The sequence below is a fragment of the Rhizobium sp. 05L419 genome (genome assembly GCF_056397845.1).
This window is the reverse complement of the sequence record NZ_JBFTOF010000007.1, coordinates 55422-82047: the sequence shown is the minus strand read 5'-3', so window position 1 is coordinate 82047 and position 26626 is coordinate 55422. Positions and strand designations below refer to the sequence as shown.

Here is a 26626-nt window from a genome sequence, read left to right as displayed (position 1 = left end):
CGAAGAAAAGGCTGTTCCACCATGACCAAAGCTAGGCGGCAACCCGTCGCCATTTCAATTCCGGATCACCGAGATGCCGCCCTGGCGCTCGGGCCGGCCCTTCTGGTGTTCGCATTCGGTTTTCTGTCACCACTGATCAATCTGGCAATCGAAAGCGTGAAGGAGTTTACACCGGGGCGCATAGGCTCCGTGGACAATGCCGCGGCGACGGTTCAGAACTACTACGAGCTTGCAAACCAGGCATTTGTGAATGTCCTGCTGACTACTTTCTGGATCGGTGGAGCGGCCGCGATCATCGGCCAGCTTGTGGCATTCCCGTTGGCCTACTTCATCGTACGGCGCATCTCCCCTCGGATGCGCACGCTGACCCTCGGTTTCCTCATTACGCTTGTGCTATCCAGCGTCCTGATCAAGACGTATGCGATCGAATTGACATTCGGGTCGGTCGGCATCTTCAAACCGCTCCTCTTGGCTCTCGGCCTGTCGCCCAACAGCCGCGAGTATATCAATATCGTCGTTATCGCGGGTCTGGTTCACTCAATCATACCGGTCGCAACACTGACGCTGATCGGCGCAATGCAATCGATCGATCCGCGCCTGCTCGATGCAGCCCAGTCGCTCGGCGCGCCGGGTTGGAAAGCGCATCTGTCGATCACGTTTCCCCTGAGCCTCCCGGCTCTGATCTCAAGCACGCTCATCTCACTGACGTTTGCGATCAGCGCCTTCGTCATTCCCATGGTGCTCGGGAGGGGCCGGGTGCTTTTCATGTCGAACGTCATCTACACCCGGTTCAGCGATATCGCCAACTACCCCAGCGGCGCGGCGATCTCGCTCGTCATGCTTGCCACGGCGCTGGCAGTAGTCGCAGTCATAACGTTTGCACAGGCGCGGAAGGTTTCTCGATGAGCATACAGTCTCGTGCCGCGAGAACAGGGGACCGGATCGCCGGTTCCCTTGCCTACGGTGTCATAGGCCTTGGACTGGCCTTCCTCGCCATCCCGTTGCTGATAACCTGCCTCATGGCTTTCGATGCCAGGACCTATCTCGGTCCATTGCCGCCGCCAGCCTTGTCGCTTCACTGGTTCGAACGCCTCGTCTCCCAGGCCGATATCCTTGCCAGCCTTCGCACCAGCCTCATCTTGGGGGTGCTCACGACGGTTTTGTCCGTCACGATTGGAACGGCGGCGGCCGTCGGCCTTGCCCGTGGAAATTTTCCAGGAAAGGCGGCTCTGACTTCAGCCTTTCTCTCGCCGCTCATCGTTCCGCCGGTCGTTATTGGTTTCGGCCTGCTGCTTTTCCTTTCCAAGGCCGGCATCACAAATGGTATGGCGCGCCTGCTCCTCGGCCACGTGATCGTAACGGTGCCCTATTGCATAAGGACCAGTCTCGCCAGCCTTCTCGGCAGCGACGGGAGATTGACGGAAGCCGCAATGGTTCTCGGCGCCACTGAGCGCCAGGCCTTCTGGACCATCACACTACCGCTCATGCGCACGGGCGTCGTCACCGGCGCGATCTTCGCCTTCGCAATTTCGATGGATGACGTATCGATCAGTCTCTTTCTGAGCGACCCGTCGGCAACGACGTTGCCTGTCACGTTGGTTAGCAACATGCGCGCGGCTTTCGACCTGACGATCGCTGCGGCAGCCGTTGTGCTGATCGCCGTCACCACATTGCTGATTGTTGTGCTCGACCGTGTCGTCGGCTTCGACACTGTCGTCGGTCAGGGTTTGTTTCGTTCATGAGGACAATACGATGATTTCTGCGGTGGAATTTCAAGGGGTCAGCAAGCGCTTCGGCGAAACGGTCGCCCTGGCCAATATCTCCTTCTCGGTGAAGCCAGGTGAAATCATCGCACTGCTTGGACCGAGTGGCTGCGGTAAGACCACCATTCTTCGCCTCATTGCCGGATTCGAGCGACCCGACAAAGGCTCGATCATGATTGACGGAAAGCCGATGGCCGGATTGAAACCCTATGAGCGAAATGTCGGGCTGCTGTTCCAGCACTACGCTCTTTTCCCGCATATGAGCGTCGAACAGAACATCGGCTACGGACTTCGCCATCGCAACCATGCGCCAGGCGACATACCCGGCCGCGTTGCCGAAATGCTTGAACTCGTCCGGCTTGTCGGCTTCGGAGCGCGGCGGCCGCACCAGTTGAGTGGCGGCCAGCAGCAGCGCGTAGCTCTTGCGCGGGCGCTTGCGACCCGCCCGAACCTTGTTCTTCTGGATGAGCCCCTGTCGGCCCTCGACGCCAAGCTTCGACATGAACTGCGCGCCGAATTGAAGGAGGTGCTCGCCTCGGTCGGCTCGACTGCAATCGTGGTGACCCACGACCAGGAGGAGGCGATGAGCCTGGGTGAGCGCATATTCGTGATGAACCGTGGCGCAGTCATGCAGTCGGGCAGACCCGACGATGTGTATTGGCGTCCAGACTCACGTTTCGTCGCCGATTTCATGGGCCGGACGAACTGGATTCATGGCTCGGTTTCGAGCGCCAGCGGAACGGCCCGCAAATTTCGTTCCGAATCCGGCTGGGAGTTTGCGGTCGCATCCGCGGGAAGCCTTTCAGGCGCCGCCGAGGTTTGCGTGAGGCCGGAAAGCGTCGAGATCGTGTCCGGCGCTGCGACGGCCGGGGCCATGACCGGACGCGTTGCTGACGTCGTGACACTCGGCGCCTTCAGGCATGTCGTTCTGGACCTCGCCAGTGGCGACCGCATCGTCTCGGCATGCCCTAATCGTCCGGACATCGCCTTCGCTCGCGGGCAGGAGATCAGCATTTCCATCCCGCCTGAGGCATGTGTACTCTTCGAGCGACAGGCTGATACGGATGTCTCCCCCGCTAATGAGCATCTGTTGCCGGAAGGACATGGTTCGTCCAGTATCCGCTGATCGGTAGGGAGTCCTTGGCTCTCGAGCGCCACAAGGTATGAAACACGGCTTCTGATGCTTGATCTTGATTCCTATCTGCTTCGCGCATTCCTGACTGTCGCGGAGATTGGCACCGTCAATGGCGCAGCTGTGAGGTTGAACAGAACGCAGGCGGCCGTGAGCATGCAGATCCGCAAGCTCGAGGAGCTAGTCGGCGTTACTCTGTTTTCGCGATCATCAAAGGGCCTCGAGCTCACCGGCCAGGGGCAGATCATGCTGGCCTATGCGCGCGAAATGGTCGCACTCAGCGACGAGGTCGAGAAGAGACTGACGGGCAAGATGATCGAGGACCGCATTCGCCTCGGCGTCGTCGAGGATTTCGCGGCCGGCCACCTGATCGACATTCTTCGCGACTTCAGAGCCCAGAACCCGAAGGTCGAGATCGACATCATTGTCGAGCCGAATCGCCGCCTCGCCGACCTGTTTGAAGACAGGAAGCTGGATCTCGTGGTGTGCGACATCACCTGCCTTTCGCGAAAACCGACCCTGATCTGGACCGAATATCTAATGTGGACGGTCCGATCCGATTTTGTGGCCGACGCGGAAAAACCGCTTCCCATCATCATGTTCGAGGAGGGGTGCCCCTGGACTCTGCCGACGATTGCGGCTCTGTCGCAGCGAAACATCAAGTGGAAGACGGCCTGCGTCGCATCGACGTTGGTGGCCATGGCGACCGCGGTCCGGGTCGGTATCGGCATCGCGCCAATGATGCTCACAACCAAACCAGAGGGTTGCCGGACCCTTGACAGGTCGGCGGACCTTCCGGGTCCCGTGCGCATCGAGATCGGTCTCTACGCTCAATCCGAGACGGCCGAAGGCGCGCGCTACCTTGTGGACTTCATTTCGCGGCATACCGCCATATTGTCCAGCTAGCAGCGTTCAGCTTCCATTATATCCGGTCAATTTAATTCGCTCTACCGAAATGGCGGGCAAAGCTCCACAGTGATCGGATGAAGGGTAGACCGCCCAAATCTCAAACATTCAAACTTCAAGTGTTCATGGAAGTCTGCGCATACGATGATGGGGCAAGCAAAACTTGACGAAATTCTCCCTACAGATGCCGTCTATCTGCCCGGCCAGATCGCAAATCTCACGAAGGGTGCGAGCGTAGCGGCGCAAGCCAACGAAATACTGCAGCGCATCGACGACATGCTGCTGCACGAAGGTACCGACAAGTCGGAGATCATTCTCGCCAACATCTGGCTCAGCGACCTTGCCTCATTCGAGGAAATGAACACAGCCTGGGATGTTTGGATGCCGGATAGCGGGACGCCGCGGCGGGCGACGTTTGAGGACAAGAATCTCCCACCGATGTGCAACATCCGTATTGACGTAGCAGCGTCGCGAAAGAGGCGGGCTGGGCAAATCTGAGCCGCCCGTCACCATGGATCGCTTGTCGCGCGACGTCAAACACAGTTCCAAGTTAATGGTAGTTTTCACCTTCAAAGTGTCGATACGCAAATCCCTGACTTATCCCCAGCCCGAGACTATGCCGAGGCAGTTCCCTAAGGCTCGCGGCTTCCGATAGGTCCAAATTGCAAGCTCGGCATATCACGGCAGCAATGCATAAACGGACATTGACGCGCCTAAGAACTCTTCCTGCCCCGACCAGTCGATCTAGCTGGCAAGGCTTTTCCGTACTCGTTCCACCATGCCGTAAGCGCTTGCATTGTCGGCCCCAGTCCACGTGCCTTCTGGGTGATCTGATAGTCAACGCGCGGCGGCACCTCCGCGAAGAAGTTCGATCCGGGATCGGGCGACCGTCATCCAGACGAAAACGAAGCGGCCCGTCCAACTTGAGGTCACCGAACAGACGAAGACCGCACTCGTGGCTTCCGCTCGTTCGAAGGAACGGCGGCAGTTATCTATTTCCAAGCCGCCGCAAAATCTCGCAGCATCTTTCTACAAGGCAGTATGCCCGGATTGTCCATCGATGGGTCGCCTCCATCGGCCTCGAAGCCAGCGCCTACGTCACGCACTCGATGAGGAGGACTAAGGCCGCGCAGATTTATAAGAAGACAGGCAACCTCCGTGCCGTTCAAATCCTACTCGGCCATACGAAACTGGAAAGCACCGTCCGATACCTTGGCCTTGAGGTGGATGACGCGCTAAGGATTGCTGAGCAGATTGAATTGTAGAACGCCTCGGCCGGAACGCGCCAATAGCGGTCATTGCAAGAGGGGCTCATAAGACAATAGAGTGGGTATTCAGCATGGGAGGTTAGCCGTTGCCATACGTCAAAGTTGAAATTGCAAAAGGAATTGCCAGCGTCGATCAGAAGCGTGCTGTCATTCGAAGGATGACTGAGGTTCTTGTCGAGGAGCTTGGCCGCGATCCTGAGTATGTCTTTGTCGTGATCGATGAGGTGGACACCGACAACTGGGGTAGGAAGGGCCTATCGCTGACCGACTTGTGGCAACAGGCTAAGACGAACACACCATAGAGAACGCAAGGCGTCATGGCTCAGAAGTGCCAACTACGGTCGTGACCTCGTTCGAACTATTCTCGACGGCCCACCTGCTCAACTGAAGCGATAACCCGCTGTCGAAGATCGTTCGAATATGCCTTGCCATCCATGCCGGCCTCCTTCCCCAGCCTGCGTCTTGAATCTAATTTGCGGCCCCTTGGAAATCTTTTCGATTTAAGACAGAATCATCTCGCTCTAGTTTTTGGGGAGACTCTGATGGAAAACCACGAGCCGTTTTTACGCGAGGCGATTGCGCTCTCGAAATCCGCGATGGAACTCGGCGACGAACCGTTTGGCTCGGTGCTCGTGAAGGACGGCGAAGTAATCCTGCGTGCCGAAAACAGCGTCTTTACCGGCCACGATATGACGAACCACGCGGAGATGAACCTGGTTAAACTGGCGGCGCAGCACTACGACACTGCTTTTCTCGCTGACTGCACGCTTTACACCAGCACGGAGCCGTGTGCGATGTGCTCCGGGGCGATTTACTGGTCGGGCATCGGGCGCATGGTGTTTGCGTGTTCCGAAACGCGGCTTGGGGAGATCGCTGGGATCGGGTTGAACGTGCCGAGCCGAGCGGTGTTGCAAACCGGCGCGCGCATTGTCACTGTGGTTGGCCCGACGAACCTCGAAGACGAAGCCGCCGAAGTACATCAGGAATTCTGGCCGAAGCATCTGGGCAAGTCATAGCCTCATTCGTCCGAAATGGCGCTGGCGGGCACACCGAGGCAGTGCGTCTCGACGGCTCCGCCGCATCTTCTCAAATGGGCCCCCCGCTCACTGCCCGCGCAACAATGGCGGCCTGTTGATTTGCCCAGGGTTTGCCTGCGCCGCTGAGCGCGGCTCCGCTTTTCAATGGATTTTGTCATGACACATTACACACACCAGACCGTCCCGACCCAGTTTGTCGATGCCGGCGGCATTCGCTTCGCCTATCGCCGCTTCGGTAATCCGGGCACCGTCCCGCTCATCAAGGTTGCCCTGCTTGGCGTATGCCTACAGGACATGCCGCTGCCGATCGGCTTCGATAAAACCATCTCGCAGCCCTTCATCGTCGCTCTCATGACCGATCTCCTCGCTCAGCGATCTGTCCAAGGAAGGCTTTCCGTTCGTCGGAGGGTGTGTCGACTGTATCGGCAAGCGCACTGGCGCGGCCGCCCTCGTCTGCCGGCGCCACGGTCACGTCATCGACCTGTTCATTTGGCAGGCGGTACCAGCCGCACAGACGACGACAGTGCAGGACGGCTGCAACATCAGAAAATGGTCGGATGGCGGCCTGTTCTTTGCATTGTCGATGGGCGTCGATGTCTCCACGTCATCTCGTGCGAGCCGATGTAGTAGCTCTTCACCGCTTCAGTGATGATTTGATCTTGGTGGAACCGAATCGGCTCTGGAGGGCCGGCCCGGTCTTGTTGTGGCCCCCAAAGCGGACCGTATCATACGGTATTTTACTATACAGACAGACGGTATTCGGGCACCCTCCCCAGGGTTGCATGCGTCCTGGAATGGAAGCGCTGCCAACGTTGCTCCTGTTCATTCTGGCCAGACGCCTCCTGCGTTCCAACCGTTGTGCTTGCACGAGTTGGTTCTGTGCTTCTTGGTTGACGCAGCTCCGCTTGGCCGAGAGGAGGGATTCCATGCGTCGCTACAGCGTATTGCGCATCTCAAGCGGCGTACTTGCCGCGTTGGGTTTCACGGCCTTGACCGCGTTTGGTTGCCCGGCGGCATTCGCCCAGTCGGCAACCGGCGCACCGGGGGCCACGATTACCCTCGACGGCAAGCAGCTTCCGCCGCCCACACCGAAATTCGGTGGGGTGATCAAGGAGAAGGCCCCGGAATCGCAGCCCTGGTGGGCTCCGCGCGTCACGCCGCCAAAGGGCGCACCCAACGTTTTGCTGATCATGACTGACGACCAGGGATTTGGTGCACCAAGCACCTTCGGCGGCGTCATTCCCACCCCTGCAATGGATCGCATTGCGAGCCAGGGGCTCCGCTTCACCAATTTCCACTCGACGTCGCTCTGTTCGCCAACGCGGGCTGCGTTGATCACGGGAAGAAACCACCATTCGGTCGGTGCGGGCGTGGTCGGCGAAATTGCGACGGGCTATCCGGGTTACGATTCGATTATTCCAGTTGAGAAAGGCACCATCGGTACGATCCTCAAGGAGAATGGCTATGCGACGTCGTGGTTCGGCAAGAACCACAACACCCCTTCTTATCAGTCCAGCCAGGCAGGTCCGTTCAATCAATGGCCGACAGGAATGGGCTTTGAATATTTCTTCGGATTTGTCGGTGGTGACGCAAGCCAATGGCAGCCTAACCTCTACCGCAACACGACGGCCATCTACCCCTTCGAGGGCAATCCAAGCTGGAACATGGAAACCGCGATGGCTGACGAAGCCATCCAGTACATGAAGCAATTGAAGGAGATCGCACCCGGCAAGCCCTGGCTCGTCTACTACGTACCGGGCGCTACCCATGCGCCGCACCATCCCACTCCAGAATGGGTCAAGAAGATTGGCAACATGCACCTCTTCGACGAGGGGTGGAACAAGCTGCGCGAGACGATCTTCGCCAACCAGAAACGGCTGGGTATCATGCCGGAGAACGCCCAACTGACGCCGTGGCCCAAGGAGCTGCCGGAATGGGATACTTTGAACTTCGAAGAGAAAAAACTCTTTATCAAGCAGGCGGATGTCTACGGCGCTTACCTTGCCTATGCCGACAACGAGATCGGCCGCGTCATTCAGGCCGTCGATGACCTCGGCGAACTCGACAATACCCTGATCATCTATATCGGCGGCGACAACGGCGCGAGCGCCGAAGGCATGCTCAACGGCACGCCGAACGAGTTCACCACCTTCAACGGAGTCTCCGTGCCTGTGAAGGACCAACTGCTCTGGTATCCATTCTGGGGATCGGAACGGACGTTCCCGCATTTTGCGGCGGGCTGGGCGTGGGCGATGGACACACCATTCAAATGGGTCAAGCAGGTGCCGTCCCACTTCGGCGGAACCTCGCAAGGGGTGGCCATGTCCTGGCCCGGCCACATCACTGACGTCGGCGGCATCCGCCGCCAGTTCTCGCATGTGATCGACATCGTGCCAACCATCCTCGAAGCGACCGGCATCCCGACACCCGAGACAATCAATGGCATCGAGCAGAAGCCGGTCGAAGGGGTAAGCATGATGTATACGTGGGACAAGGCAAACGCCGACGCCCCCACCCGACACACGACGCAATACTTCGAGATGCTGGGCAACCGAGCCATTTACGACAATGGCTGGGTGGCAGCGACGACGCCAGCAACCCGACCATGGGAATTGAGTACCGCGACGCCGCCTGACGTCATCACCGGCTACAACTGGGAACTCTACAACGTCGATGATGATCCCACACAGTTCAACGACCTTGCCGCCAAGATGCCGGACAAGCTCAAGCAAATGCAGGACCTCTTCTATTCCGAGGCGAAGAAATACAATGTATTGCCGCTGGACAATTCGACGCTTGCCCGCTGGAACACGCCGCGCCCGAACCTTACGGCGGGACGAACCGAGTTCACTTATTCGGGCGAATTGAGCGGTGTGCCGGCTAGCGCCGCACCGAGCATTTTGAACAAATCCTTTACGATCACGGCTGACGTCGAGATACCCGAAGGCGGGGCGGACGGCATGATCGTGACGGAGGGCGGAAGGTTCGGCGGCTACGGCCTGTTCCTCAGCAAAGGCGACTTCGGCGTCGGGCGAGGCAGGGTCGTGTTTCTCTACAACCTTCTCGACCTCAAGCGCACGATGTGGGAAGGGCCGGAACTGGAAGTTGGCAAGCATCAAATCGTCTTCGAGTTCAAGTCCGATGGTCCCGGCCTCGGCAAAGGGGGTAGCGGCGTCCTGTCGGTGGATGGCAAGGAGGTGGCGACAAACTCGCTGGAACATACGGTCCCGGTTACCTTTCCGGAGGACGAAAGCTTCGATGTCGGACAAGACACCCGCACGGGGGTCGCCATGGTCGAGTATCGTTACGACGCTCCGTTCAAGTTCTCCGGCCAAATCGACAAGCTGACCTTCAAGCTCGGGCAATAGATGCAACGAGGCCCACGCCGTCGGGCTTGCGACGCATGTGCCGAAGCGTTCAAGGAGGCGAAATGCCTGGAACCCTGGGAGCGAATTCCAAGCTGCTGCTTTCGGTAACGGGCGTGATTGAAGCCGCGACGGGCTTGGTGTTGCTGCTGGCACCCGCTCTCTTGGTTCAAGTGCTGCTCGGGGCCGTGCCAGATACGCCTGTCGGTACGACGGCCGCCCGTATCGCTGGTGCTGCTGTGCTCAGTCTGGCGGTCGCATGCTGGCTTGCGCGGGGCGACGTGACAGCCAAGGCGGCAAAGGGATTGGTGACAGCGATGCTGTTCTACAACTTCGCCGTGGTCGCAATACTTGTTCTTGAGTGGCTTCGCCACGGTACCTCCGGGATCGCTTTCTGGCCTGTTGTCGCGGGGCACATCGCGCTGGGCGTCTGGTGTGTAGCGTGCGGGTTGGCGTCGACCCGCATCGCAGACCGCTAGCGATATCGTTTGCTCACAACACGCAAGACTATCCAGAGCAAGCTTCACGACATCGAGATGAGCATTGTGGCCATCTTTGACATATCTCAACGCGGCAAATCGGCACTCGTCGTATTCAAACAAACCTCGCAGGTGCGGAGTGCGTTGTGCAAGGAAGGAGGACAGCCAATGTCCATGTTCAAATTGCCCGTTGGCCTGCTGGCCATCTTCATAGCCGTCGTTGCAATTAGCATCGCGCATGCTCATACCAAGGATGGCCAGCATTCCGACGGCGGAAAAAAGGCGATCCAGAGTGGAGGAACCACGCCGGACGATGGATCGGACGCGATGCCGGGCATGATCGGTCCAATGAGTGGTCACATGATGACGATCATGTTCATCATTGCTGATGCCGATGAAGACGGCGCGCTTTCGTTCGAGGAAGTGACGACGATTCACAAACGGATATTCGACGCGGTCGACGCGAACAAGGATGGCAAGGTTACGCCGGACGAGCTGGAATCCTTCATGCACCAGAAGTAAGCCGAGGATCTGGCGGGCGAACAATTGCTCACCCGCCAAACGGGAGAGTCCAAAAAGCAATGATCCGAAGCGGTCGTGGAGACATTTGTGAAGGATCTCGGCGATAATTTACTGCGCCGCCGCCCATGGCTCAACGTCTCCCGGCAACTCCATGCGGTCGAAAAGGCACCAGACAGGCAGTAGAGCTCGTTGCAGGACATCTCGCCGCCTAGACCAAGGGGCCGATGGGCATCGTCGTCCGCAGGCACAGCCCAGGCCCTGCTGTACTTCCCACCCCCCAGCCCGCTTTTGGCGCGGCATTGTCCGGAGCTTACATGATGACGACTGGTGCCTACTCGAATGTGGAGGGCCATAAGACAGGTCTAGCTACCGTTCCTGATGAACCTAAATTAGAGACAGGACTTTGACGAGCATCAAAGCGAGCGGCTCCTGGATGTAATACACTTGCACTCGTCAAATAGGGAGCGCAGCGTGATGAACATCAAAACCGTAATATGTGTCTTTGGCGTCGGCCAGTGGAACCAGGACCTCAAGACGGCCATCGATTTCTGCGAAGCTCAGGGTGCGCATATGACCGCTCTTGTCGTCTGCATGGGTAGGGTCCCGGCGATTGCAACTTACGAAGCGATCTCTACGAGCTGGCTCGAAAGCCAGCAGAGAGAAATTGACCGCCTTACCGAGGAGACGACGGCGGTTCGTAAAACCTTGGAAAGGACAGAGCTGTCCTTCGACGTGCAAGAGATTTACACCGAGTTCGCCTGGGCAGACGAAGACATCGCCGAACACGCGCTCTACGGCGATCTAGTGCTCATCGGCCCACAGGCCGCGGGCAACGAGGAATTGCAGCGACGCGTGGTCGACGGAGCGCTATTCCAGTCGCCGACCCCAATTCTCATCAACCCCCGCATGCAGTCTGTGGTTGCGGTTCCAAAATCGATATTGCTCGCGTGGGACTCGAGCGAAGAGGCGGCACGTGCAACGCGCCAGTCGATGGAATTCCTCAAAGACTGCGAAGCCGTCCACGTGACACTTGTAGACCCTGTGGCGACTAGCTTCGCCGACGGTGAGGAACCAGGAGCCGACATCGCAGCGTTCCTCGCCCGCCATGGCGTCAAGGTCGAAGTGGACTGTATCGCAAGCGGTGGGCGCCGCGTGGACGAGACGCTGCGCCAGCACGCGATGGACGTCTCCGCGGACATGGTGGTGATGGGAGCCTATAATCATCCTCGGATTCAACAACGACTTTTCGGCGGGGTGACCCGATCTATGCTGAAGGACAGCCAAATTCCGCTTTTCCTATCGAGGTGAGCACGAACCCCTCGTCCGCCCCTCAAGCCCCGGCGTTGATCGGGCCGTCATTCTTCGGAGGCTGAGGCGTGCACTCGATCCAGACGAAAACACCGTCATCGAAAAGGAGAAATAAAATGCTCTCGACTGACAGGGATTCCAAAAGCGGAAGTGAACATTTGGCGATTCCTACCCAAGGCGAAATCGAAGGCAAGCTGCTGGTTTACGAAGTGATCGCAGTGGCCTGCCTGCAGCAGCTCATGAGGGAGAAACACGCGTCGGTCATTTCGAAAGTCCGGCGACTGGTGCTGCACAACCTGGAAGAAAACTGCCGGTCACTCAAGCTCTGTGCCGACGATCACAAAGCTACCGCCGAATACGCAATGGGTCTCCTCGAGGCCGCCCTCGAGAAGGCTCGCGCAACATAGGCGGGTTCGAATATCCAGAATCTGCCCAAGCGAGGTCAGCATGGTCAAGGAAGTTGGAGTTGCCTTCAATTCTGGTTCATCAACGCTCAAAATCGGCGTTTTTGAGAACGTTGCAGGATACGCAAAGCCAATCGGTAGAGGCACCGTCGTCTTAGGCGGGCACCCGAGGCTGAAGTGCATAATAGGCGACGAGTTGGAGGAAATCGAACTGCCAGGCGTAGATCAGATTGGTCAACGCCTTATCTCACACGTTCTCGATCATATGCTTCCAGCCGGATGCCAGATCGGATTTTTCGGTCATCGCGTCGTGCATGGCGGGTCTATCTTCAACGGTGCTGCGATTGTGAACGATAACTCGCTCACGCAGATCGGGAGCCTGACGCCGTTGGCCCCTCTCCACCAACCCCAGGCGCTTCGCGTCATTCACGCGGTCCAGTGCTTGCATCCATCTGTAGTACAGACGGCATCCTTCGACACGGCATTCCATTCCTCCCAGTGCAGCCTCTCGACCAGGCTGGCAATCCCGCGCGCTATGCACGACGCAGGAATACGCCGCTACGGGTTCCACGGCCTTTCCTACAAGCATGTCGTCGCCCAGCTCAAAGAACTTGCGCCGGATATGGGCGGCGGCAGGGTGATCTGCGCGCATCTGGGGAGTGGCGCCAGTCTCTGCGCCATGGTCGACGGCGTCAGTATCGATACGAGCATGGGCTTTTCTGCCCTCGACGGGATTCCCATGGCGACGCGACCAGGTGCGATCGATGCCGGCGTACTCATCCACCTGCTTCGGACGGAATTTCCCGACGCCGACCAACTGGAGGACTTCCTCTATCACCGATGCGGGCTTCTTGGCGTATCGGGTATAAGCGGAGACACCCGAACGCTCATAAGGGAGTTCCGCCCCGAGGCGAAAGAAGCGCTCGATCTGTTTTGCTTTAGGATAGCGGGCGAGATCGGCCGCCTGGCAGTTTCCATAGGTGGGATCGACGCACTGGTATTTACGGCCGGCATCGGAGAAAACCAGCCAGAAATTCGCAGGGGAGTAGAACGCCACTTGTCCTGGGCGGGGCTTCTGCTGAGCGAGTCTGCCAACAGGGCTAACGCGACTGTCATTAGCGCACGGCGTAGCCGAGTATCGGTTTTCGTCATCCCCACGGATGAGGAGCAAGTCATCGCTGACGAGGCGCTCGCCGTCATCAGGCAACATAGACTTTGAGGAGCGCGGTCATGCCAGCCAACGAGCCAACGCTTGCCGATTCCGAACTGCAGCTCATCGACCGTTACTGGCGCGCGGCCAACTATCTATCGGTCGGACAGATCTACTTGGTGGACAATCCACTGCTGCGCGAACCACTAAAGCCGCAGGACATCAAGCCACGGCTACTTGGTCACTGGGGAACCACACCGGGATTAAACTTCATCTACGCGCACCTCAACCGTGTGATTAAGGCACGAGACCTTGACATACTCTATGTCTGCGGCCCCGGCCATGGTGGCCCAGGGATGGTAGCGAACACCTATCTGGAAGGCACCTACAGCGAGGTCTATCCCGAGGTCACCGAAAACATCGAAGGTATGCAAAAACTATTTAAGCAATTCTCCTTCCCAGGGGGCATACCAAGTCATGTGGCGCCCGAGACGCCCGGTTCGATCCACGAGGGCGGTGAGCTGGGTTACGCTCTCGTCCACGCATTCGGAGCGGCATTCGATAATCCTGACCTCGTTGTCGCCTGCGTGGTCGGCGACGGAGAGGCAGAAACCGGCCCCCTAGCCGCGGCATGGCACTCCACAAAGTTTCTCAACCCTGCGCGCGATGGAGCAGTTCTCCCCATACTCCATCTCAACGGCTACAAAATTGCCAATCCGACGGTGCTTGCGCGAACGCGCGATGGCGATCTGAACAGCCTGTTCTGGGGATTGGGCTATCAGCCGATCTTCGTGGAGGGGCACGAGCCTGCCGAAATGCATCGAAAGATGGCACATGCGTTCGACGAGGCGTTCGACTTAATTCGTGGTCTGCAAAGCGACGCCCGCGAGGGCGTGGAATCTGCCGAAGTTCCGCGGTGGCCGATGATCATTCTGCGAAGCCCAAAAGGATGGACCGGTCCCAAGGAAGTCGATGGGAAGAAGGTCGAGGGGTTTTGGCGAGCGCACCAGGTACCGGTCGCGAATTGCCGGGGCGACGATAGACATCGAAAGATCCTTGAAGAGTGGATGCGGAGCTACGATCCCGATGACCTCTTCGATGACACGGGCCGTCTGAAACCAGAGCTTCGAGCACTTGCGCCGCTCGGAGGAAAGAGAATGGGCGCAACCCCCTTCGGCAACGGTGGCCGTCTGCGCCAAGACCTTGTCGTGCCACACATCGAAGACTACGCGATCGAAGTTGGCGAGCCCGGTTCCAAGCAGGTCCAGTCGACCGAAATCCTGGGAAGATATCTGCGCGACGTCCTGAAATTGAACGCGAGTACCAAGAACTTCCGGATTTTCGGTCCCGACGAAACGGAGTCCAACCGGCTGGGAAGCGTCTTCGAAGAAACCAACAGGGTGTGGATGCAAGAAATCGAGGACTATGACGTTCATCTCGCCCGAGACGGTCGTGTCATGGAAATACTCAGCGAGCACCTATGCCAGGGATGGCTTGAGGGCTATCTCCTGACAGGACGGCACGGCCTCTTCTCGTGCTACGAAGCCTTCATCCACATAGTCGATTCGATGTTCAACCAGCACGCCAAGTGGCTGAAGGTTTCGAAGGAACTTGCGTGGCGCCAACCGATCTCCTCTCTGAACTATCTGCTGACATCGCATGTATGGCGGCAGGACCACAATGGCTTCTCTCATCAGGACCCCGGCTTCGTCGATCTCGTCGCCAACAAGAAAGCTGACATCGTCCGCATCTATCTCCCGCCGGACGCCAATACACTGCTTTGGGTAGGCGACCACTGCCTGCGGACCTACAATCGTATTAATGTCATCGTTGCCGGAAAACAGCCAGAGTCCCAATACCTGTCGATGGACGAGGCGGTTCAGCACTGTGAAGCCGGCGTTGGCGTTTGGGACTGGGCCAGTTACGAAGATAATGCCATTGCCCCGGACGTTGTGATGGCGTGCGCGGGCGACGTTCCAACAATGGAAACGCTCGCCGCTGTCATGCTCCTGCATGAGGCGATTCCCGAGCTCAAGATCAGAACCGTCAATGTCGTCGACTTGCTGGCTTTGCAGGATACGGACCAGCATCCGCACGGTCTAAGTCACCAGCGGTTTGACGCGATGTTCACGACCGACAGGCCTGTCATTTTCGCCTATCACGGCTATCCGTATCTGATCCATCGCCTCACCTACCGGCGGACGAACCACGGCAACATCCATGTCCGAGGCTTCATCGAGGAGGGAACGACAACGACACCGTTCGACATGGCCGTTCTGAACCAGCTCGACCGATATCACCTCGCGTTGGAGGCGATCGCGCGCATTCCCGGTCTCCCCGCGAAGGTGCCAGGGGTGATCGACAAGCTAAAAGCGAAGCTCGCTCAGCATTCTGCCTTCATCCGGGAGTTTGGGGAGGACATGCCCGAGATCGCAGGTTGGAGATGGCGGCGATGAGCCTCGCGTACCTGCCTCTACAATCGGCAGGTTCCATGGCACTGACAGATCGCTTTCTTCGGATGCGAGGCTTTGGATCCGGAACCATCTGACCCTAACAGCCACGCTAGATCCCCGCTCCTATGGCGCTATCGAGAAAGCGTGCTTCGCGAGCGGCCGTCGCGACATCCGGATTGGCTTGGTTTTGCTCCGCCGATGACAATAATCTTGTGAAAAATCCGATACTAGGGCACAATTTGTGAAGGCATCTGAAGTTGCGGCGCAATCGCAAATCCGGCCGTCTCGCGCCGAGTGACAGTTCGCGTCGGAGGGTCGGCGTCGATGGATCAGGGGTTCTTTCTTCTGTTCGCTACGGTATCCGTGATCACGGCCCTGACGGTGGTCCTGGCGCGCAATCCGGTTCACAGCGCATTGGCGCTGATGGCGTGTTTCCTGCAGGTCTCGGCAATCTTCGTCTTGCTCGAGGCGCCGTTGCTCGCGGTCATCCAGATCTTCGTCTATGTTGGTGCGATCATGGTCCTGTTCCTGTTCGTGATCATGATGATCGATGTGCGCGAAGCGGTGTTGCAGCGGTTCTTGCCGGGGGGCAACCTGCCGGCTCTGGTGCTGCTCGTCCTGCTTGGGGTCGAGATGCTCGTGCTGGTGCTCTGGAGCGACCGCTTTTCGGTCATGGAGCCCGTTGCCATGGGCGGCGGCGATGGCGTCAGGCAGCTTAGCACAGCACTTTTCGCCGACTATCTCCTGCCGTTTGAAACCGCCTCCGTAATCCTGCTGGCGGCCCTGGTCGGCGCCATCGTACTGGCGCGGAAGGAGCAGGGGTGATGGTTCCGCTCTGGTGGTATATTGTGCTCGGAGTAGTCCTGTTCGTGATCGGAGCGGGGGGTGTGCTGCTCAGGCGCAATATTCTGGTCGTCCTGATGTCGCTGGAGCTGCTGCTCAACTCGGTCAACATCAATTTCATTGCTTTCGGGCGTTACTACGCCGATTTCCGCGGGCAGATCTTCGCGATCTTCGTCATCGCAATCACCGCGGCGGAGGTTGCCGTCGCCCTCGGTATCCTGGTCGCCCTCGTGAGGAACAAATCCACCCTCAAGGTCGACGACGTGACCACGATGAAAGGATAGCGGCTTTGGACCCGGTTGTATCGATCCGGCCGCTGCTTGCCGTCGCCGTCGCAGGTCTGGCGGCCCTTGCAGTTCTGCTTCTGAACAACCGCGAGAGAGCCCGCGATCTGGTCTCGCCGTTGGCCGCGATCGCCATGTTCGCGATTGTCGTCTCGATGGCGCCCACGGTGCTGGCGGGCGGGACGGTCGAATTGCGCCTGTTCGAGATCCTGCCGGGGATTGACTTCGCTTTCCGGGTCGATGCGCTCGGCATGGTGTTCGCCACCGTCTCGTCGCTGCTGTGGATCGTGGCGGCGATCTATTCCATCGGCTACATGCGGCACTTGAACGAGCATGCGCAGACCCGATTCTTCGCCTGTTTCGCCGCCAGCCTCGCCGCGGCCGCCGGGGGCGCCTTCGCCGCCAATCTGTTTACGCTGGTGATCTTCTACGAAGTACTCAGCCTCGTCACCTATCCGCTTGTCTACCACCATGAGGACGAAGAGGGGTGGACAGGCAGCCGCAAGTACCTCGTCTATTTGATTGGCGCGTCGAAAAGCGTGCTGCTCGCCGCGCTGGCACTGACCTACCACATTGCGGGGTCGCTCGACTTTGTAGCGGGGGGGCTGCTGGCCGGGGTCGATGCCTCGGCGGCGCTGCTGACGGTCGTCTATTTCTGCTATCTTTTCGGCTTCGCCAAGGCCGCGGTGATGCCGATGCACGCCTGGCTGCCTGCTGCGATGGTGGCACCGACGCCGGTCAGCGCGCTCTTGCATGCAGTGGCCGTGGTCAAGATGGGCGTGTTCTGCGTTCTGCGGGTGGTGTTCCATGTCTTCGGCGTCGGGCTGGTAAGCGGGCTGGGCCTCGGCATCGCCACGGCCTATCTGGTTTCGTTCACGATCCTGATGGCGTCGGTCTACGCCCTGACGCGGGATGACCTGAAGGCCAGGCTCGCCTATTCGACGGTCAGCCAGCTCTCCTACATCGTGCTGGGCGCTGTTCTGTTATCGCCCGTCGCGATGGTCGGCGGGATCATACACATTGCAGCTCACGCATTCTCAAAGATCACACTCTTTTTCTGCGCCGGGTCGATCTATTGCGCGTCTGGCAAGCGCAATATCAGTGACATGGGCGGCATCGGCCGCAAGCTGCCCTGGACGATGGGGGCATTTTTTGTCGCTTCGCTGAGCATGATCGGAGTGCCGCCGACCGCGGGTTTCGTCAGCAAGTGGTATCTGGCGCTGGGCTCAGTTGAGGCGGGGCAAATCGCGTTCCTGATTGTGCTCCTGGTGAGTTCGATCCTGAACGCTGCCTACTTCCTGCCGGTTAGCTATCTCGCTTTTTTCGGGACGGAGGCGCAGGAAAGTCCGGCGACGGTCCGTGAAATTCCAATGATGACGATCCCGCTCGTCGCAACCGCCATCCTGTCGGTATCGATGGGCATCTTCCCCGACTATTTTCTGGCTTTGGCGCAAGGAGTGGTCAGATGATCAATCGCATTGTCGATTTCTTCGGCAACGAGGCCTATGCGACACGCCGCCGCCGGCTGTTCTATCTGGTGCTCGTCCTGGTCGTCGTCGCCGACTTCCTGGTCTCCCGCGAACACGCCGAATACCTGTGGGACCGCGTGCCCGGCTGGTCGGCCGTCTACGGATTCTTATCCTGCGTGCTGCTGATTTTTGTTTCCAAGTTCCTCGGACATCAGGGTGGGATCATGCGGCGCGAGGACTATTATGACTGACTTCGTCCATCCGACCCTGCTGTTCATTCTCGGCGCCCTGCCGATCCCCCTTCTGAATGGGTCAATTCGCAAAATCTATCTGCTGGTGATCCCGACGCTGGCGATCCTCGCAGTGCTTGCAATGCATCCGGGCAGCTATGGAGCGGCGTCTTTCGTCGGGCAGGAAATCCTGATCGCGAAGGTCGACAAACTGAGTATCGTCTTCGCGACCGTTTTCACCATCATGGCTCTGATCGGAACGGTCTACGCCCTGCACCTGACGCGCGCCGGCCAGCATGTGGCCGCATTCATCTACGTCGGCAGCGCGCTCGGCGTGGTATTCGCCGGCGACTACCTCACCCTGTTCCTATTCTGGGAAGGTATGGCGTTTGCCTCTGCCTATCTCGTCTTCGCGCAGCGGGGCGAAAAGGCGATCCACGCAGGATTCCGGTATCTCATGGTCCATATCACCGGCGGTGTCGTTCTACTCGGTGGCATCATTCTCCACGGGTTCACCACCGGTTCGCTTCTCTTTGGCCCGATCGAGGGGCAAATGGGAGTGGCCGCCTACCTGATCCTTGCCGGGTTCATCCTCAATGCCGCGGTGCCGCCGCTCAACGCCTGGCTGACGGACGCCTACCCGGAGGCAACCGTCACCGGGGCGGTGTTCATGAGCGCTTTCACCACCAAGACAGCCGTCTATGTGCTGGCGCGGGCGTTTCCGGGGACCGAGCTTCTGGTCTGGCTCGGTACCGCGATGGCACTCTACGGCGTCATCTACGCGGTGCTGGAGAATGACTGCCGGCGGCTCCTGGCCTATCACATCGTCAGCCAGGTGGGCTATATGATCGCGGGTGTCGGCATCGGGACCGAGATGGCGGTGAACGGGGCTGCTGGCCATGCCTTCGCGCATATCCTCTACAAGGCACTCCTGTTCATGGGTGCTGGTGCGGTGATCCACGTCACCGGCCGTCGCAAACTCACCGAGCTTGGTGGGCTCTACAAGACCATGCCACTGACCGTGGCGCTCTATATGGTCGGTGCCTTCGCGATCTCGGCATTTCCATTCTTCTCGGGCTTCGTCACCAAATCGATGGTGATTGCGGCGGCCGCACAGGATCATCGGGCGCTGGTGGTGCTGGCGCTGACGATGGCGTCGTCGGGGACGTTCCTGCACACCGGGCTCAAGCTGCCGTATTACATGTTTTTCGGCGTGGACCGAAAACTCGAGGCGCGGGAGCCGCCGCGCAACATGCTGGTTGCAATGGGCATGGCGGCGGTGCTCTGCATTGCAATCGGGGTATTCCCCCAGCCGCTTTATGCGCTTCTGCCCTATCCGGTCGACTTCGAACCCTACACGGGCCTCCATGTCACGGAGAGCCTCGGCCTGCTGATGTTCACCGCCCTGGGATTCGTCCTGTTCCTCAGGGCGCTCGACCCCGAGAACACGATCAGCCTCGACACCGACTGGTTCTATCGCAAGGGAGCGCGGCTCTTCATGTGGCTCGCCGAAAAACCGTTGGCACGCTACGAAAAGGCGGTGAGTGACGTGTCCGAGACCGCAGCGCTACCCTTCCTTTATGGGGCGGCACGGGCGGGACTGTGGATCGATCTCACCGGCGTGGACGCCGTCGTGAACGGCGTCGCCCGCTCGATCCTGCGCGGCGGCGGCGCGCTGCGGCGGCTCCAGACCGGGGTCGTGACCCATTACGCGCTTTCAATGATCGTCGGCGTGGTCGCAGCCACCGTGGTCTTCGCTGTGGTGTGGCGGTAGGGGGTGCAATGGGATTCCCGCTACTTAGCCTCATCGTATTCACGCCGGCCGTCGGGGCAGCGGTTTTGATGTTTCTCCGCAGCGACGATGCCGTACGCTGGACAGCGCTGGGTGTGACCGTACTCGACCTCACTCTCTGCACCGCAATGCTGGCCAGCTTTGACACCACGACCCACGAGATGCAGTTCACCGAGACGCGCCAGTGGGTCCCCACGCTCGGGATCCATTATGCCCTTGGCGTCGACGGAATCAGTGCGCTCTTCGTTTTCCTGACCGCGCTGTTGGGCTCGATCTGCGTGCTCGCCTCCTGGGTCGCGATCGACCGCAAGGTGAAGGAGTTCATGATCTGTCTGCTGGGCATGCAGGCCTTGATGCTGGGGGTGTTCTGCGCGCTCGACCTGTTCTTGTTCTACGTCTTCTGGGAGGCGATGCTGATCCCGATGTACCTGATCATCGGCGTTTGGGGCGGCGACGGCCGGGTCTATGCGGCGTTCAAGTTCTTCCTCTACACGCTGGCGGGCAGCGTCCTGTTTCTGATCGGTGTCATCGTACTCTATTTCAACGGCGGCGAGACCTTCGACATCCTCGCCCTCACAGCGCAGGATTTGCCGTTCCAGGTCCAGTCTTGGCTGTTCTTCGCCTTCCTGATCGCCTTCGCGGTCAAGGTGCCGATGGTGCCGGTCCATACCTGGCTGCCGGACGCCCATGTGCAGGCGCCGACGGCGGGCAGCATTATCCTCGCCGGAGTGCTTCTGAAGATGGGCGCCTACGGATTCCTACGGTTCTCGCTGCCGATGCTGCCGGAGGCATCGATGTACTATTCGACGCTGATGCTGGCGCTTTCGGTGCTTGCGATCGTCTATGGCGGGTTGCTCGCGCTGGCGCAGGACGACCTGAAGAAGCTGGTGGCCTATTCCAGCATCAGCCACATGGGCTTCGTGACGCTGGGGATTTTTGCGCTGAACCTCCGTGGTGTCGAGGGCGGCATCCTGCAGATGTTCAATCATGGCGTGACGACGGGCGCCCTATTCCTGTTCGTCGGGCTGATCTACGAGCGGACCCATACCCGCAGCATCGCCGACTATGGCGGGTTGATGAAGGTGGCGCCGGTCTATACCACGTTTCTGGCGCTGTTCACCCTGTCGTCGATGGCGCTGCCGGGAACGAATTCGTTCGTCGGCGAGTTGCTGGTGCTGTCAGGTGGGTTTGCGGCCAACATGGTCGCCGGCTCGGCCGCCGTTTTGGGCGCGTTGCTGGGCGCGGCCTATCTGCTTGGCATGTATGGGAAAGTCGCGCTTGGCCCGGCCAGCGTCGGCGCTCGGTTCACGATACGCGACGTGAACGCCCGTGAGATGGTTGCGATCGTACCGCTGGCCGTCTTCGTGCTTTGGGTTGGGCTCTATCCAAAACCCTTTCTCAACGTCATCGATGCCTCGGTGAAGCATCTGCTGACGCATGTGCACAGTAAGGGGAGCGGCCAATGACCGCCGCCGCGCTTTTCCAGTCGGCCCTAGCGAGCCTGCCTGAGATCGTGGTGATCACCGGCGCCTGCATCCTGCTGATCCTGGGACAGTTTATGCGAAAGGGACAGGAACATTTCCTTGTCTCAGCGTCTGTGGCGGTCGTTCTGATCGCCGCCTTGGCGACACTCATGCTGGCGAGCGAGGTGAGGCCGGCCTACACGGGCATGTTCATCGCCGACCGCTTCGCGGTCTTCTTCAAGTTCGTTTTCTACTTAGCCACCGTTCTGACGTTCCTCCTTTCGCGGAAATATGCCGATATCGAAAAGATCGCGAGCAGTGAATACTATGTCCTGCTGCTCTTTGCGCTTTCGGGCATGATGATCATGGCCTCGGCGACCGATCTCCTGTCGATCTATGTGGGCCTCGAACTGATGGTAATTTGTACCTATGTGCTGACCGGCTTCCTGCGGCGTGAGCGGCGGTCGAACGAAGCAGCACTGAAATACGTAATCCTCGGCGCGGTCTCGACTGGGATTTTCCTTTACGGCGTTTCGTTGGTCTACGGGCTCACCGGCACAACGCAATTGGACGGGATGGCTGCGGCCGCGACCGGCGATCCGCTTGATCCCGGATTGCTGCTTGCGGTGGTTTTCATCGTCGCGGGGCTAGTCTTCAAGGTCGGCGCGGTTCCATTCCATATGTGGGTGCCGGACGTCTATGAAGGTGCGCCGACGACGATCACCGCCTTCATGTCGGTAGGCCCCAAGGCGGCGGGGTTCGCGGTGATCCTGCGGGTGTTCCTCAACCCTCTGGTCGCAGCCTCGGACATTTGGATCATCCTCGCGGTCCTTGCGGTGGTGACGATGGCGCTCGGCAGCTTCGTGGCGCTGGTACAGGATAATTTCAAGCGTCTCTTGGCCTATTCCAGCATCGCCCATGCCGGGTTCGCCATTTTCGGCGTGGCCGCCGGCGGTGCGGACGGAATCGCCAGCGTGATGCTTTACCTGCTGATATACTCTTTCACGAATCTCGGCATTTTCGCCACCGTCATCATGATGCGCAATGGCGATTTCTCGGGCGAGGTTATCGAAGAATATGCGGGTTTCGCCAAGTCGCATCCCGGGCTGGCGCTTCTGATGCTGCTCTATCTGTTCTCGCTGGCCGGCATTCCGCCGACGGCCGGGTTCTTTGCCAAGTTCTACGTGCTGGTCGCGCTCGTCGAGCGAGGTTTCGTCATGCTGGCGGTGATCGCAGTGCTGCTGAGTGTCGTCGCCGCCTACTTTTACATCCGCATCGTCATGGTGATTTACATGCGAGAGCCGGAGAGGACGTTCGACCCCGCACTGACGCCTTTGGTGCGCGCCACGCTGGCCTTCACTGCCGCCGGCACCATCGGCATCGGCCTATTTCCGGCGTGGTTTCTGAGCCTTGCTCAGCATGCGGTGTTTGGTGGTTAATCGATTGGATTTGCAATGATCCGCTCGACGGAATAAACTGACAACTCAAGAAAGGATTGCCCGCATCGCTTCCCAGGGCGGCCGCATTACCTGTCCCGAACGGGGTCGGTCGCGGCGTGAGGAAAGCGCTCTATGGGTGACCGGTGCAGTGCGATATGGCTGCCATGGAATTTTTACCGGTTCTTTTTATGATCGCCGGAGTTGTTCTGGTGGCGGGGGCGACGCTTTTTGTCTCCTCGCTCCTGCGCCCGTCCAATCCCTATCCCGCGAAAAACATGCCCTATGAATGCGGCATGGACGCGGCCGGCGAGGCCGCCGGGGGCCGCTTGAGGGTGCAGTTCTTTATCCTTGCGATCCTGCTGGTCGTCTTCGATGTCGAGACGATGTTTCTCTTTCCCTGGGCTGTCGTGCTGAAAGAGATCGGACTGGTCGGCTATGTCGAGATGTTCATCTTCATATTGCTGCTTCTTGTGGGCTTCGCCTACGCTTGGCTGAAGGGGGCGCTTGAATGGGAGGCGTAAACAACGCGATCCGCGACAGCGTGTTGTTCACCACGGCCGACAGCCTGATCAACTGGAGCCGAAAGTCGGCGCTGTGGCCCGAGACCTTCGGAATTGCCTGCTGCGCCATCGAGATGATCTCGGCGGGGTGCGCCCGCTATGATCTCGACCGGTTCGGCGTGGTCTTCCGGCCATCGCCCCGTCAGTCTGACGTAATGATCATCGCCGGCACCATAACGCGGAAGTTCGCGCCCGTGGTGCGCCGGCTCTATGACCAGATGCCGGAGCCCCGCTGGGTCATCGCTATGGGCACCTGCGCCATCTCGGGCGGGGTCTACAACACCTATGCCGTGGTGCAGGGGGCGGAAACCTTCGTGCCGGTGGACGTGCATGTGCCCGGTTGCCCGCCGCGGCCCGAGGCGCTGATGCACGGCTTCCTCCTGCTTCAAGAGAAGATCACGAGGTCCCGTGCGCTGGCTGGGACGCCTCTGGATCGGGTTGCAGCGTCATGAGTGTGGGGCCGTCTGTCTATCGCACTCTGATCATCGGGCGTTTCGGGGAAGCCATCGAGGACCTAGGCGCAGCGCACGGGATTCACGCATTTGCCGTTCCACCTGAGAAGATCGTCGAGTTCTGCCGGTTTCTGAAAGAACATCCGGCGTTGCAATTCAATTTCCTCTCGGACATCTGCGGGGTAGATCACTATCCCGAAACACCGCGGTTCGAGGCGGTATACCACCTCTATTCGCTGCCCAACGGGTGGCGGGTTCGCATCAAGTGCCGGCTTGGCGATCCCCCGCAGGTTCCCTCGGTCACTGAGGTCTGGCGTACCGCCAACTGGCACGAGCGCGAGGCCTGGGACATGTATGGCATCAGGTTCAAGGGGCATCCCGATCTGCGCCGGATCTACATGTGGGAAGGCTTCGAGGGCTTCCCCCAGCGCAAGGATTTTCCCCTGAGGGGCTACAAGGACAAGCTGAACCCCTTCGGGGCCGAAGGTCCGCCGCCAACACAGCCCGACCTTGCCACCAGGGACATTCCGTAAGGGAGGCCGCTCTAAGCCGGAAAGTTGAGATGACCGAAGTCACCGAACTCAGCAAGCCGGAAGACGAAGCGCTCAAAACCAAGGAAGTGCTTCTCAATCTCGGCCCGCAGCACCCCAGCACGCATGGGGTTCTGCGGCTCGTCCTCGAGCTGGACGGCGAGTCCGTCCTGCGCGTGGACCCTCATATTGGCTACCTCCACCGTGGCACCGAAAAATTGGCGGAGAGCTTCACCTATACCCAGATTTTCCCGCTGACGGACCGTCTAGACTATCTCTGCCCGCCCTCCAACAACCTCGCCTTTGCGCTGGCGGTGGAGAAACTCCTCGGCATAAAAGCACCGTTGCGGGCGCAGTATATCCGCGTGATGATGGCCGAACTGGCACGGATCTCCGGTCATCTTCTGATCACCGGCGCGCTGCCGCTGGACCTGGGCGCCATGACTGCCTTGCTCTACGTCATGCGCGAGCGCGAAATGATCATGGACCTGTTGGAGATGATCAGCGGGGCGAGGATGCACACTTCCTTCTGCCGGGTCGGCGGTGTGCGCGAGGATCTGCCCGACGGGTTCTTTCCCAAAATCCGGGAGTTTTGTGGCATCTTCCCGAACCGGATTCGCGACTATGAACGGCTGATCGATAACAATCGGGTGTTCCTGAAGCGCACGCAGGGGATCGGCGTGATCTCCGCCGAGGACGGTATCGATCTTGGCCTGAGCGGCCCGAACCTGCGCGCCTCGGGCGTCGATTGGGACATCCGCCGCGACGAGCCCTACGAGATCTATGACCGGCTCGCGTTCAACGTCATTACCCGCGATGAGGGCGATTGCTATGCACGCTGGCGATGTCGCGTCGATGAGATGCGCGAGAGCGTCAGAATCATCGAACAATGCCTCGACCAGATGCCCGAGGGGCCGTTCCAGATCGACATGCCGACAATCGCCTTCCCGCTGGACAAGGATCGGGTGCACTGCTCGATGGAGGCGCTGATCCAGCATTTCGACCTGTCGGCCTATGGCTTCAAGGTGCCGAAGGGCGAGGTTTATTCGGCGATCGAGGCGCCAAAGGGCGAGCTTGGCTTTTACATCATCAGCGACGGGTCGCCAAAGCCGTTTCGCATGAAGGTGCGGGCACCATCGTTCGTCAATCTTCAGGCCCTCTTCGGGGTCACCAACGCCCGCTATCTGGCAGACATGATCGCCGTACTCGGCAGCCTCGACCCCGTGATGGCGGAGGTGGACAAGTAGCAAGGATTTGAATGAAATGACCATGCGCGAACAGATCGAAGAGGCGGCGGCGCGGTATCCCGACCAGCGCTCTGCGATCATGCCCGCGCTCCTGATCGCGCAGCGAGAACATGGCCATCTGCCTGGGCCAGTGTTGGAAGAGGTCGCCGACATTCTCGGCGTCGAGCGGATCTGGGTCTACGAGCTGGCGACTTTCTACACCCTCTTCCATACCGAGCCGGTGGGGATGTTCCACCTGCAACTCTGTGACAATGTTTCCTGCATGCTGTGCGGATCAGAGGACCTGCTAAAGCATCTGGAAACGGTGCTGGGGATCAAGAAAGGCGACACCACCCCGGACGGGCTGTTCACGCTTTCGACCGTCGAATGCCTCGGCGCCTGCGAGATGGCTCCGGTGATGCAAGTCGGCGACGACTACCATGGCGACCTTGATGTGGCGCGGATAAACGCACTGTTGGACAGCCTCCGGGCTACGGCGGGAATCGCGAGCGTCGAGCACGCCTCTGCGCGGCTGCCGGGGGAGTAGCGCC

25 protein-coding genes and 5 pseudogenes are annotated in these 26626 nt (G+C 59.4%); 29 read left to right on the top strand and 1 reads right to left on the bottom strand.

What is annotated here, in order from left to right; all coding sequences use genetic code 11:
• Positions 1–21: 21 nt before the first annotated feature.
• The 5 genes and pseudogenes from AC1DMK_RS11500 (at position 22) to AC1DMK_RS11480 (ending at position 4299) form a co-directional block, all read left to right on the top strand.
• On the top strand, positions 22–906 hold the full coding sequence (locus AC1DMK_RS11500; protein ID WP_477859069.1) for an ABC transporter permease: 885 nt from the start codon (positions 22–24) through the stop codon (positions 904–906).
• Positions 903–1742 (top strand): ABC transporter permease, encoded by an 840-nt coding sequence (locus AC1DMK_RS11495; RefSeq protein WP_477859067.1) that lies wholly within the window; start codon positions 903–905, stop codon positions 1740–1742. Before AC1DMK_RS11500 ends, AC1DMK_RS11495 begins: the two co-directional genes overlap by 4 nt.
• Before the next feature lie 10 nt (positions 1743–1752).
• Positions 1753–2814, top strand: a pseudogene (locus tag AC1DMK_RS11490) (ABC transporter ATP-binding protein); the annotation flags it as partial.
• A 129-nt stretch (positions 2815–2943) separates the two neighbouring features.
• On the top strand, positions 2944–3801 hold the full coding sequence (locus AC1DMK_RS11485; RefSeq protein WP_477859065.1) for a LysR substrate-binding domain-containing protein: 858 nt from the start codon (positions 2944–2946) through the stop codon (positions 3799–3801).
• Between the two features lie 144 nt (positions 3802–3945).
• Complete coding sequence (locus AC1DMK_RS11480) at positions 3946–4299, top strand: RidA family protein (protein ID WP_477859063.1); 354 nt, start codon at positions 3946–3948, stop codon at positions 4297–4299.
• A gap of 215 nt (positions 4300–4514) precedes the next feature.
• Here the strand turns inward: AC1DMK_RS11480 and AC1DMK_RS11475 are convergent.
• Positions 4515–4664: pseudogene (locus tag AC1DMK_RS11475) on the bottom strand (winged helix-turn-helix transcriptional regulator); the annotation flags it as partial.
• Between the two features lie 8 nt (positions 4665–4672).
• Here AC1DMK_RS11475 and AC1DMK_RS11470 point away from each other — a divergent pair.
• The 24 genes and pseudogenes from AC1DMK_RS11470 to nuoE all read left to right on the top strand — a co-directional run.
• Positions 4673–5066 (top strand): annotated as a pseudogene (locus AC1DMK_RS11470) (tyrosine-type recombinase/integrase); the annotation flags it as partial.
• A gap of 89 nt (positions 5067–5155) precedes the next feature.
• The gene (locus AC1DMK_RS11465; RefSeq protein WP_477859061.1) at positions 5156–5371 is read left to right on the top strand and encodes a tautomerase family protein; all 216 of its coding nucleotides are present in this window, start codon (positions 5156–5158) and stop codon (positions 5369–5371) included.
• Between the two features lie 240 nt (positions 5372–5611).
• Positions 5612–6085 carry a nucleoside deaminase gene (locus AC1DMK_RS11460; protein WP_477859060.1) on the top strand — a complete coding sequence of 158 codons (474 nt, stop codon included), beginning with the start codon at positions 5612–5614 and terminating at the stop codon, positions 6083–6085.
• 309 nt (positions 6086–6394) lie between these two features.
• Positions 6395–6505: pseudogene (locus AC1DMK_RS11455) on the top strand (protein-L-isoaspartate(D-aspartate) O-methyltransferase); the annotation flags it as partial.
• Positions 6474–6755, top strand: a pseudogene (locus AC1DMK_RS11450) (anti-sigma factor family protein); the annotation flags it as partial. The pseudogenes AC1DMK_RS11455 and AC1DMK_RS11450, both read left to right, overlap by 32 nt.
• Before the next feature lie 277 nt (positions 6756–7032).
• Positions 7033–9474, top strand: coding sequence for an arylsulfatase (locus tag AC1DMK_RS11445; protein ID WP_477859058.1), 2442 nt, complete (start codon positions 7033–7035; stop codon positions 9472–9474).
• Between the two features lie 62 nt (positions 9475–9536).
• A complete protein-coding gene (locus tag AC1DMK_RS11440; protein WP_477859056.1) occupies positions 9537–9950 on the top strand; it encodes a hypothetical protein in 414 nt (137 codons plus the stop codon).
• 168 nt (positions 9951–10118) lie between these two features.
• Entirely contained in the window at positions 10119–10472 is a 354-nt protein-coding gene (locus tag AC1DMK_RS11435) for an EF-hand domain-containing protein (protein WP_477859054.1), read from the top strand.
• A 474-nt stretch (positions 10473–10946) separates the two neighbouring features.
• The gene (locus AC1DMK_RS11430) at positions 10947–11780 is read left to right on the top strand and encodes a universal stress protein (protein ID WP_477859052.1); all 834 of its coding nucleotides are present in this window, start codon (positions 10947–10949) and stop codon (positions 11778–11780) included.
• Positions 11781–11896: 116 nt separating this feature from the next.
• Entirely contained in the window at positions 11897–12187 is a 291-nt protein-coding gene (locus AC1DMK_RS11425; RefSeq protein WP_477859050.1) for a hypothetical protein, read from the top strand.
• A gap of 40 nt (positions 12188–12227) precedes the next feature.
• Complete coding sequence (locus AC1DMK_RS11420; protein ID WP_477859048.1) at positions 12228–13403, top strand: acetate/propionate family kinase; 1176 nt, start codon at positions 12228–12230, stop codon at positions 13401–13403.
• Positions 13404–13414: 11 nt separating this feature from the next.
• Positions 13415–15790 carry a phosphoketolase family protein gene (locus AC1DMK_RS11415; RefSeq protein WP_477859047.1) on the top strand — a complete coding sequence of 792 codons (2376 nt, stop codon included), beginning with the start codon at positions 13415–13417 and terminating at the stop codon, positions 15788–15790.
• A 321-nt stretch (positions 15791–16111) separates the two neighbouring features.
• A complete protein-coding gene (locus AC1DMK_RS11410; protein ID WP_037061940.1) occupies positions 16112–16612 on the top strand; it encodes an NADH-quinone oxidoreductase subunit J in 501 nt (166 codons plus the stop codon).
• The gene (gene nuoK / locus AC1DMK_RS11405; protein WP_477859045.1) at positions 16612–16914 is read left to right on the top strand and encodes an NADH-quinone oxidoreductase subunit NuoK; all 303 of its coding nucleotides are present in this window, start codon (positions 16612–16614) and stop codon (positions 16912–16914) included. Before AC1DMK_RS11410 ends, nuoK begins: the two co-directional genes overlap by 1 nt.
• A gap of 5 nt (positions 16915–16919) precedes the next feature.
• On the top strand, positions 16920–18383 hold the full coding sequence (locus tag AC1DMK_RS11400) for a monovalent cation/H+ antiporter subunit D family protein (protein WP_477859043.1): 1464 nt from the start codon (positions 16920–16922) through the stop codon (positions 18381–18383).
• Complete coding sequence (locus tag AC1DMK_RS11395) at positions 18380–18634, top strand: hypothetical protein (protein WP_477859041.1); 255 nt, start codon at positions 18380–18382, stop codon at positions 18632–18634. The genes AC1DMK_RS11400 and AC1DMK_RS11395 overlap by 4 nt, the downstream gene beginning before the upstream one ends.
• Positions 18627–20387 carry a Na(+)/H(+) antiporter subunit D gene (locus tag AC1DMK_RS11390; protein WP_477859039.1) on the top strand — a complete coding sequence of 587 codons (1761 nt, stop codon included), beginning with the start codon at positions 18627–18629 and terminating at the stop codon, positions 20385–20387. Before AC1DMK_RS11395 ends, AC1DMK_RS11390 begins: the two co-directional genes overlap by 8 nt.
• 8 nt (positions 20388–20395) lie before the next feature.
• The gene (locus tag AC1DMK_RS11385) at positions 20396–21871 is read left to right on the top strand and encodes an NADH-quinone oxidoreductase subunit M (protein ID WP_477859038.1); all 1476 of its coding nucleotides are present in this window, start codon (positions 20396–20398) and stop codon (positions 21869–21871) included.
• The gene (locus AC1DMK_RS11380; RefSeq protein ID WP_477859036.1) at positions 21868–23307 is read left to right on the top strand and encodes an NADH-quinone oxidoreductase subunit N; all 1440 of its coding nucleotides are present in this window, start codon (positions 21868–21870) and stop codon (positions 23305–23307) included. The genes AC1DMK_RS11385 and AC1DMK_RS11380 overlap by 4 nt, the downstream gene beginning before the upstream one ends.
• A gap of 155 nt (positions 23308–23462) precedes the next feature.
• On the top strand, positions 23463–23828 hold the full coding sequence (locus AC1DMK_RS11375) for an NADH-quinone oxidoreductase subunit A (protein ID WP_037061949.1): 366 nt from the start codon (positions 23463–23465) through the stop codon (positions 23826–23828).
• Positions 23816–24319 carry a NuoB/complex I 20 kDa subunit family protein gene (locus tag AC1DMK_RS11370; protein WP_477859034.1) on the top strand — a complete coding sequence of 168 codons (504 nt, stop codon included), beginning with the start codon at positions 23816–23818 and terminating at the stop codon, positions 24317–24319. The genes AC1DMK_RS11375 and AC1DMK_RS11370 overlap by 13 nt, the downstream gene beginning before the upstream one ends.
• Positions 24316–24852, top strand: a complete 537-nt coding sequence (locus tag AC1DMK_RS11365; RefSeq protein WP_477859033.1) for an NADH-quinone oxidoreductase subunit C — start codon at positions 24316–24318, stop codon at positions 24850–24852. The genes AC1DMK_RS11370 and AC1DMK_RS11365 overlap by 4 nt, the downstream gene beginning before the upstream one ends.
• Before the next feature lie 29 nt (positions 24853–24881).
• Complete coding sequence (nuoD, locus tag AC1DMK_RS11360) at positions 24882–26096, top strand: NADH dehydrogenase (quinone) subunit D (protein WP_477859032.1); 1215 nt, start codon at positions 24882–24884, stop codon at positions 26094–26096.
• A 16-nt stretch (positions 26097–26112) separates the two neighbouring features.
• On the top strand, positions 26113–26622 hold the full coding sequence (gene nuoE / locus AC1DMK_RS11355; protein ID WP_477859030.1) for an NADH-quinone oxidoreductase subunit NuoE: 510 nt from the start codon (positions 26113–26115) through the stop codon (positions 26620–26622).
• The last annotated feature ends 4 nt before the right edge of the window (positions 26623–26626 follow it).

Coding starts and splice junctions, on each gene's coding strand:
- AC1DMK_RS11500 (WP_477859069.1), top strand. CDS start 22: ATGACCAAAGCTAGGCGGCAACCCGTCGCCATTTCAATTCCGGATCAC.
- AC1DMK_RS11495 (WP_477859067.1), top strand. CDS start 903: ATGAGCATACAGTCTCGTGCCGCGAGAACAGGGGACCGGATCGCCGGT.
- AC1DMK_RS11485 (WP_477859065.1), top strand. CDS start 2,944: ATGCTTGATCTTGATTCCTATCTGCTTCGCGCATTCCTGACTGTCGCG.
- AC1DMK_RS11480 (WP_477859063.1), top strand. CDS start 3,946: ATGATGGGGCAAGCAAAACTTGACGAAATTCTCCCTACAGATGCCGTC.
- AC1DMK_RS11460 (WP_477859060.1), top strand. CDS start 5,612: ATGGAAAACCACGAGCCGTTTTTACGCGAGGCGATTGCGCTCTCGAAA.
- AC1DMK_RS11445 (WP_477859058.1), top strand. CDS start 7,033: ATGCGTCGCTACAGCGTATTGCGCATCTCAAGCGGCGTACTTGCCGCG.
- AC1DMK_RS11440 (WP_477859056.1), top strand. CDS start 9,537: ATGCCTGGAACCCTGGGAGCGAATTCCAAGCTGCTGCTTTCGGTAACG.
- AC1DMK_RS11435 (WP_477859054.1), top strand. CDS start 10,119: ATGTCCATGTTCAAATTGCCCGTTGGCCTGCTGGCCATCTTCATAGCC.
- AC1DMK_RS11430 (WP_477859052.1), top strand. CDS start 10,947: ATGAACATCAAAACCGTAATATGTGTCTTTGGCGTCGGCCAGTGGAAC.
- AC1DMK_RS11425 (WP_477859050.1), top strand. CDS start 11,897: ATGCTCTCGACTGACAGGGATTCCAAAAGCGGAAGTGAACATTTGGCG.
- AC1DMK_RS11420 (WP_477859048.1), top strand. CDS start 12,228: ATGGTCAAGGAAGTTGGAGTTGCCTTCAATTCTGGTTCATCAACGCTC.
- AC1DMK_RS11415 (WP_477859047.1), top strand. CDS start 13,415: ATGCCAGCCAACGAGCCAACGCTTGCCGATTCCGAACTGCAGCTCATC.
- AC1DMK_RS11410 (WP_037061940.1), top strand. CDS start 16,112: ATGGATCAGGGGTTCTTTCTTCTGTTCGCTACGGTATCCGTGATCACG.
- nuoK (WP_477859045.1), top strand. CDS start 16,612: ATGGTTCCGCTCTGGTGGTATATTGTGCTCGGAGTAGTCCTGTTCGTG.
- AC1DMK_RS11395 (WP_477859041.1), top strand. CDS start 18,380: ATGATCAATCGCATTGTCGATTTCTTCGGCAACGAGGCCTATGCGACA.
- AC1DMK_RS11390 (WP_477859039.1), top strand. CDS start 18,627: ATGACTGACTTCGTCCATCCGACCCTGCTGTTCATTCTCGGCGCCCTG.
- AC1DMK_RS11385 (WP_477859038.1), top strand. CDS start 20,396: ATGGGATTCCCGCTACTTAGCCTCATCGTATTCACGCCGGCCGTCGGG.
- AC1DMK_RS11380 (WP_477859036.1), top strand. CDS start 21,868: ATGACCGCCGCCGCGCTTTTCCAGTCGGCCCTAGCGAGCCTGCCTGAG.
- AC1DMK_RS11375 (WP_037061949.1), top strand. CDS start 23,463: ATGGCTGCCATGGAATTTTTACCGGTTCTTTTTATGATCGCCGGAGTT.
- AC1DMK_RS11370 (WP_477859034.1), top strand. CDS start 23,816: ATGGGAGGCGTAAACAACGCGATCCGCGACAGCGTGTTGTTCACCACG.
- AC1DMK_RS11365 (WP_477859033.1), top strand. CDS start 24,316: ATGAGTGTGGGGCCGTCTGTCTATCGCACTCTGATCATCGGGCGTTTC.
- nuoD (WP_477859032.1), top strand. CDS start 24,882: ATGACCGAAGTCACCGAACTCAGCAAGCCGGAAGACGAAGCGCTCAAA.
- nuoE (WP_477859030.1), top strand. CDS start 26,113: ATGACCATGCGCGAACAGATCGAAGAGGCGGCGGCGCGGTATCCCGAC.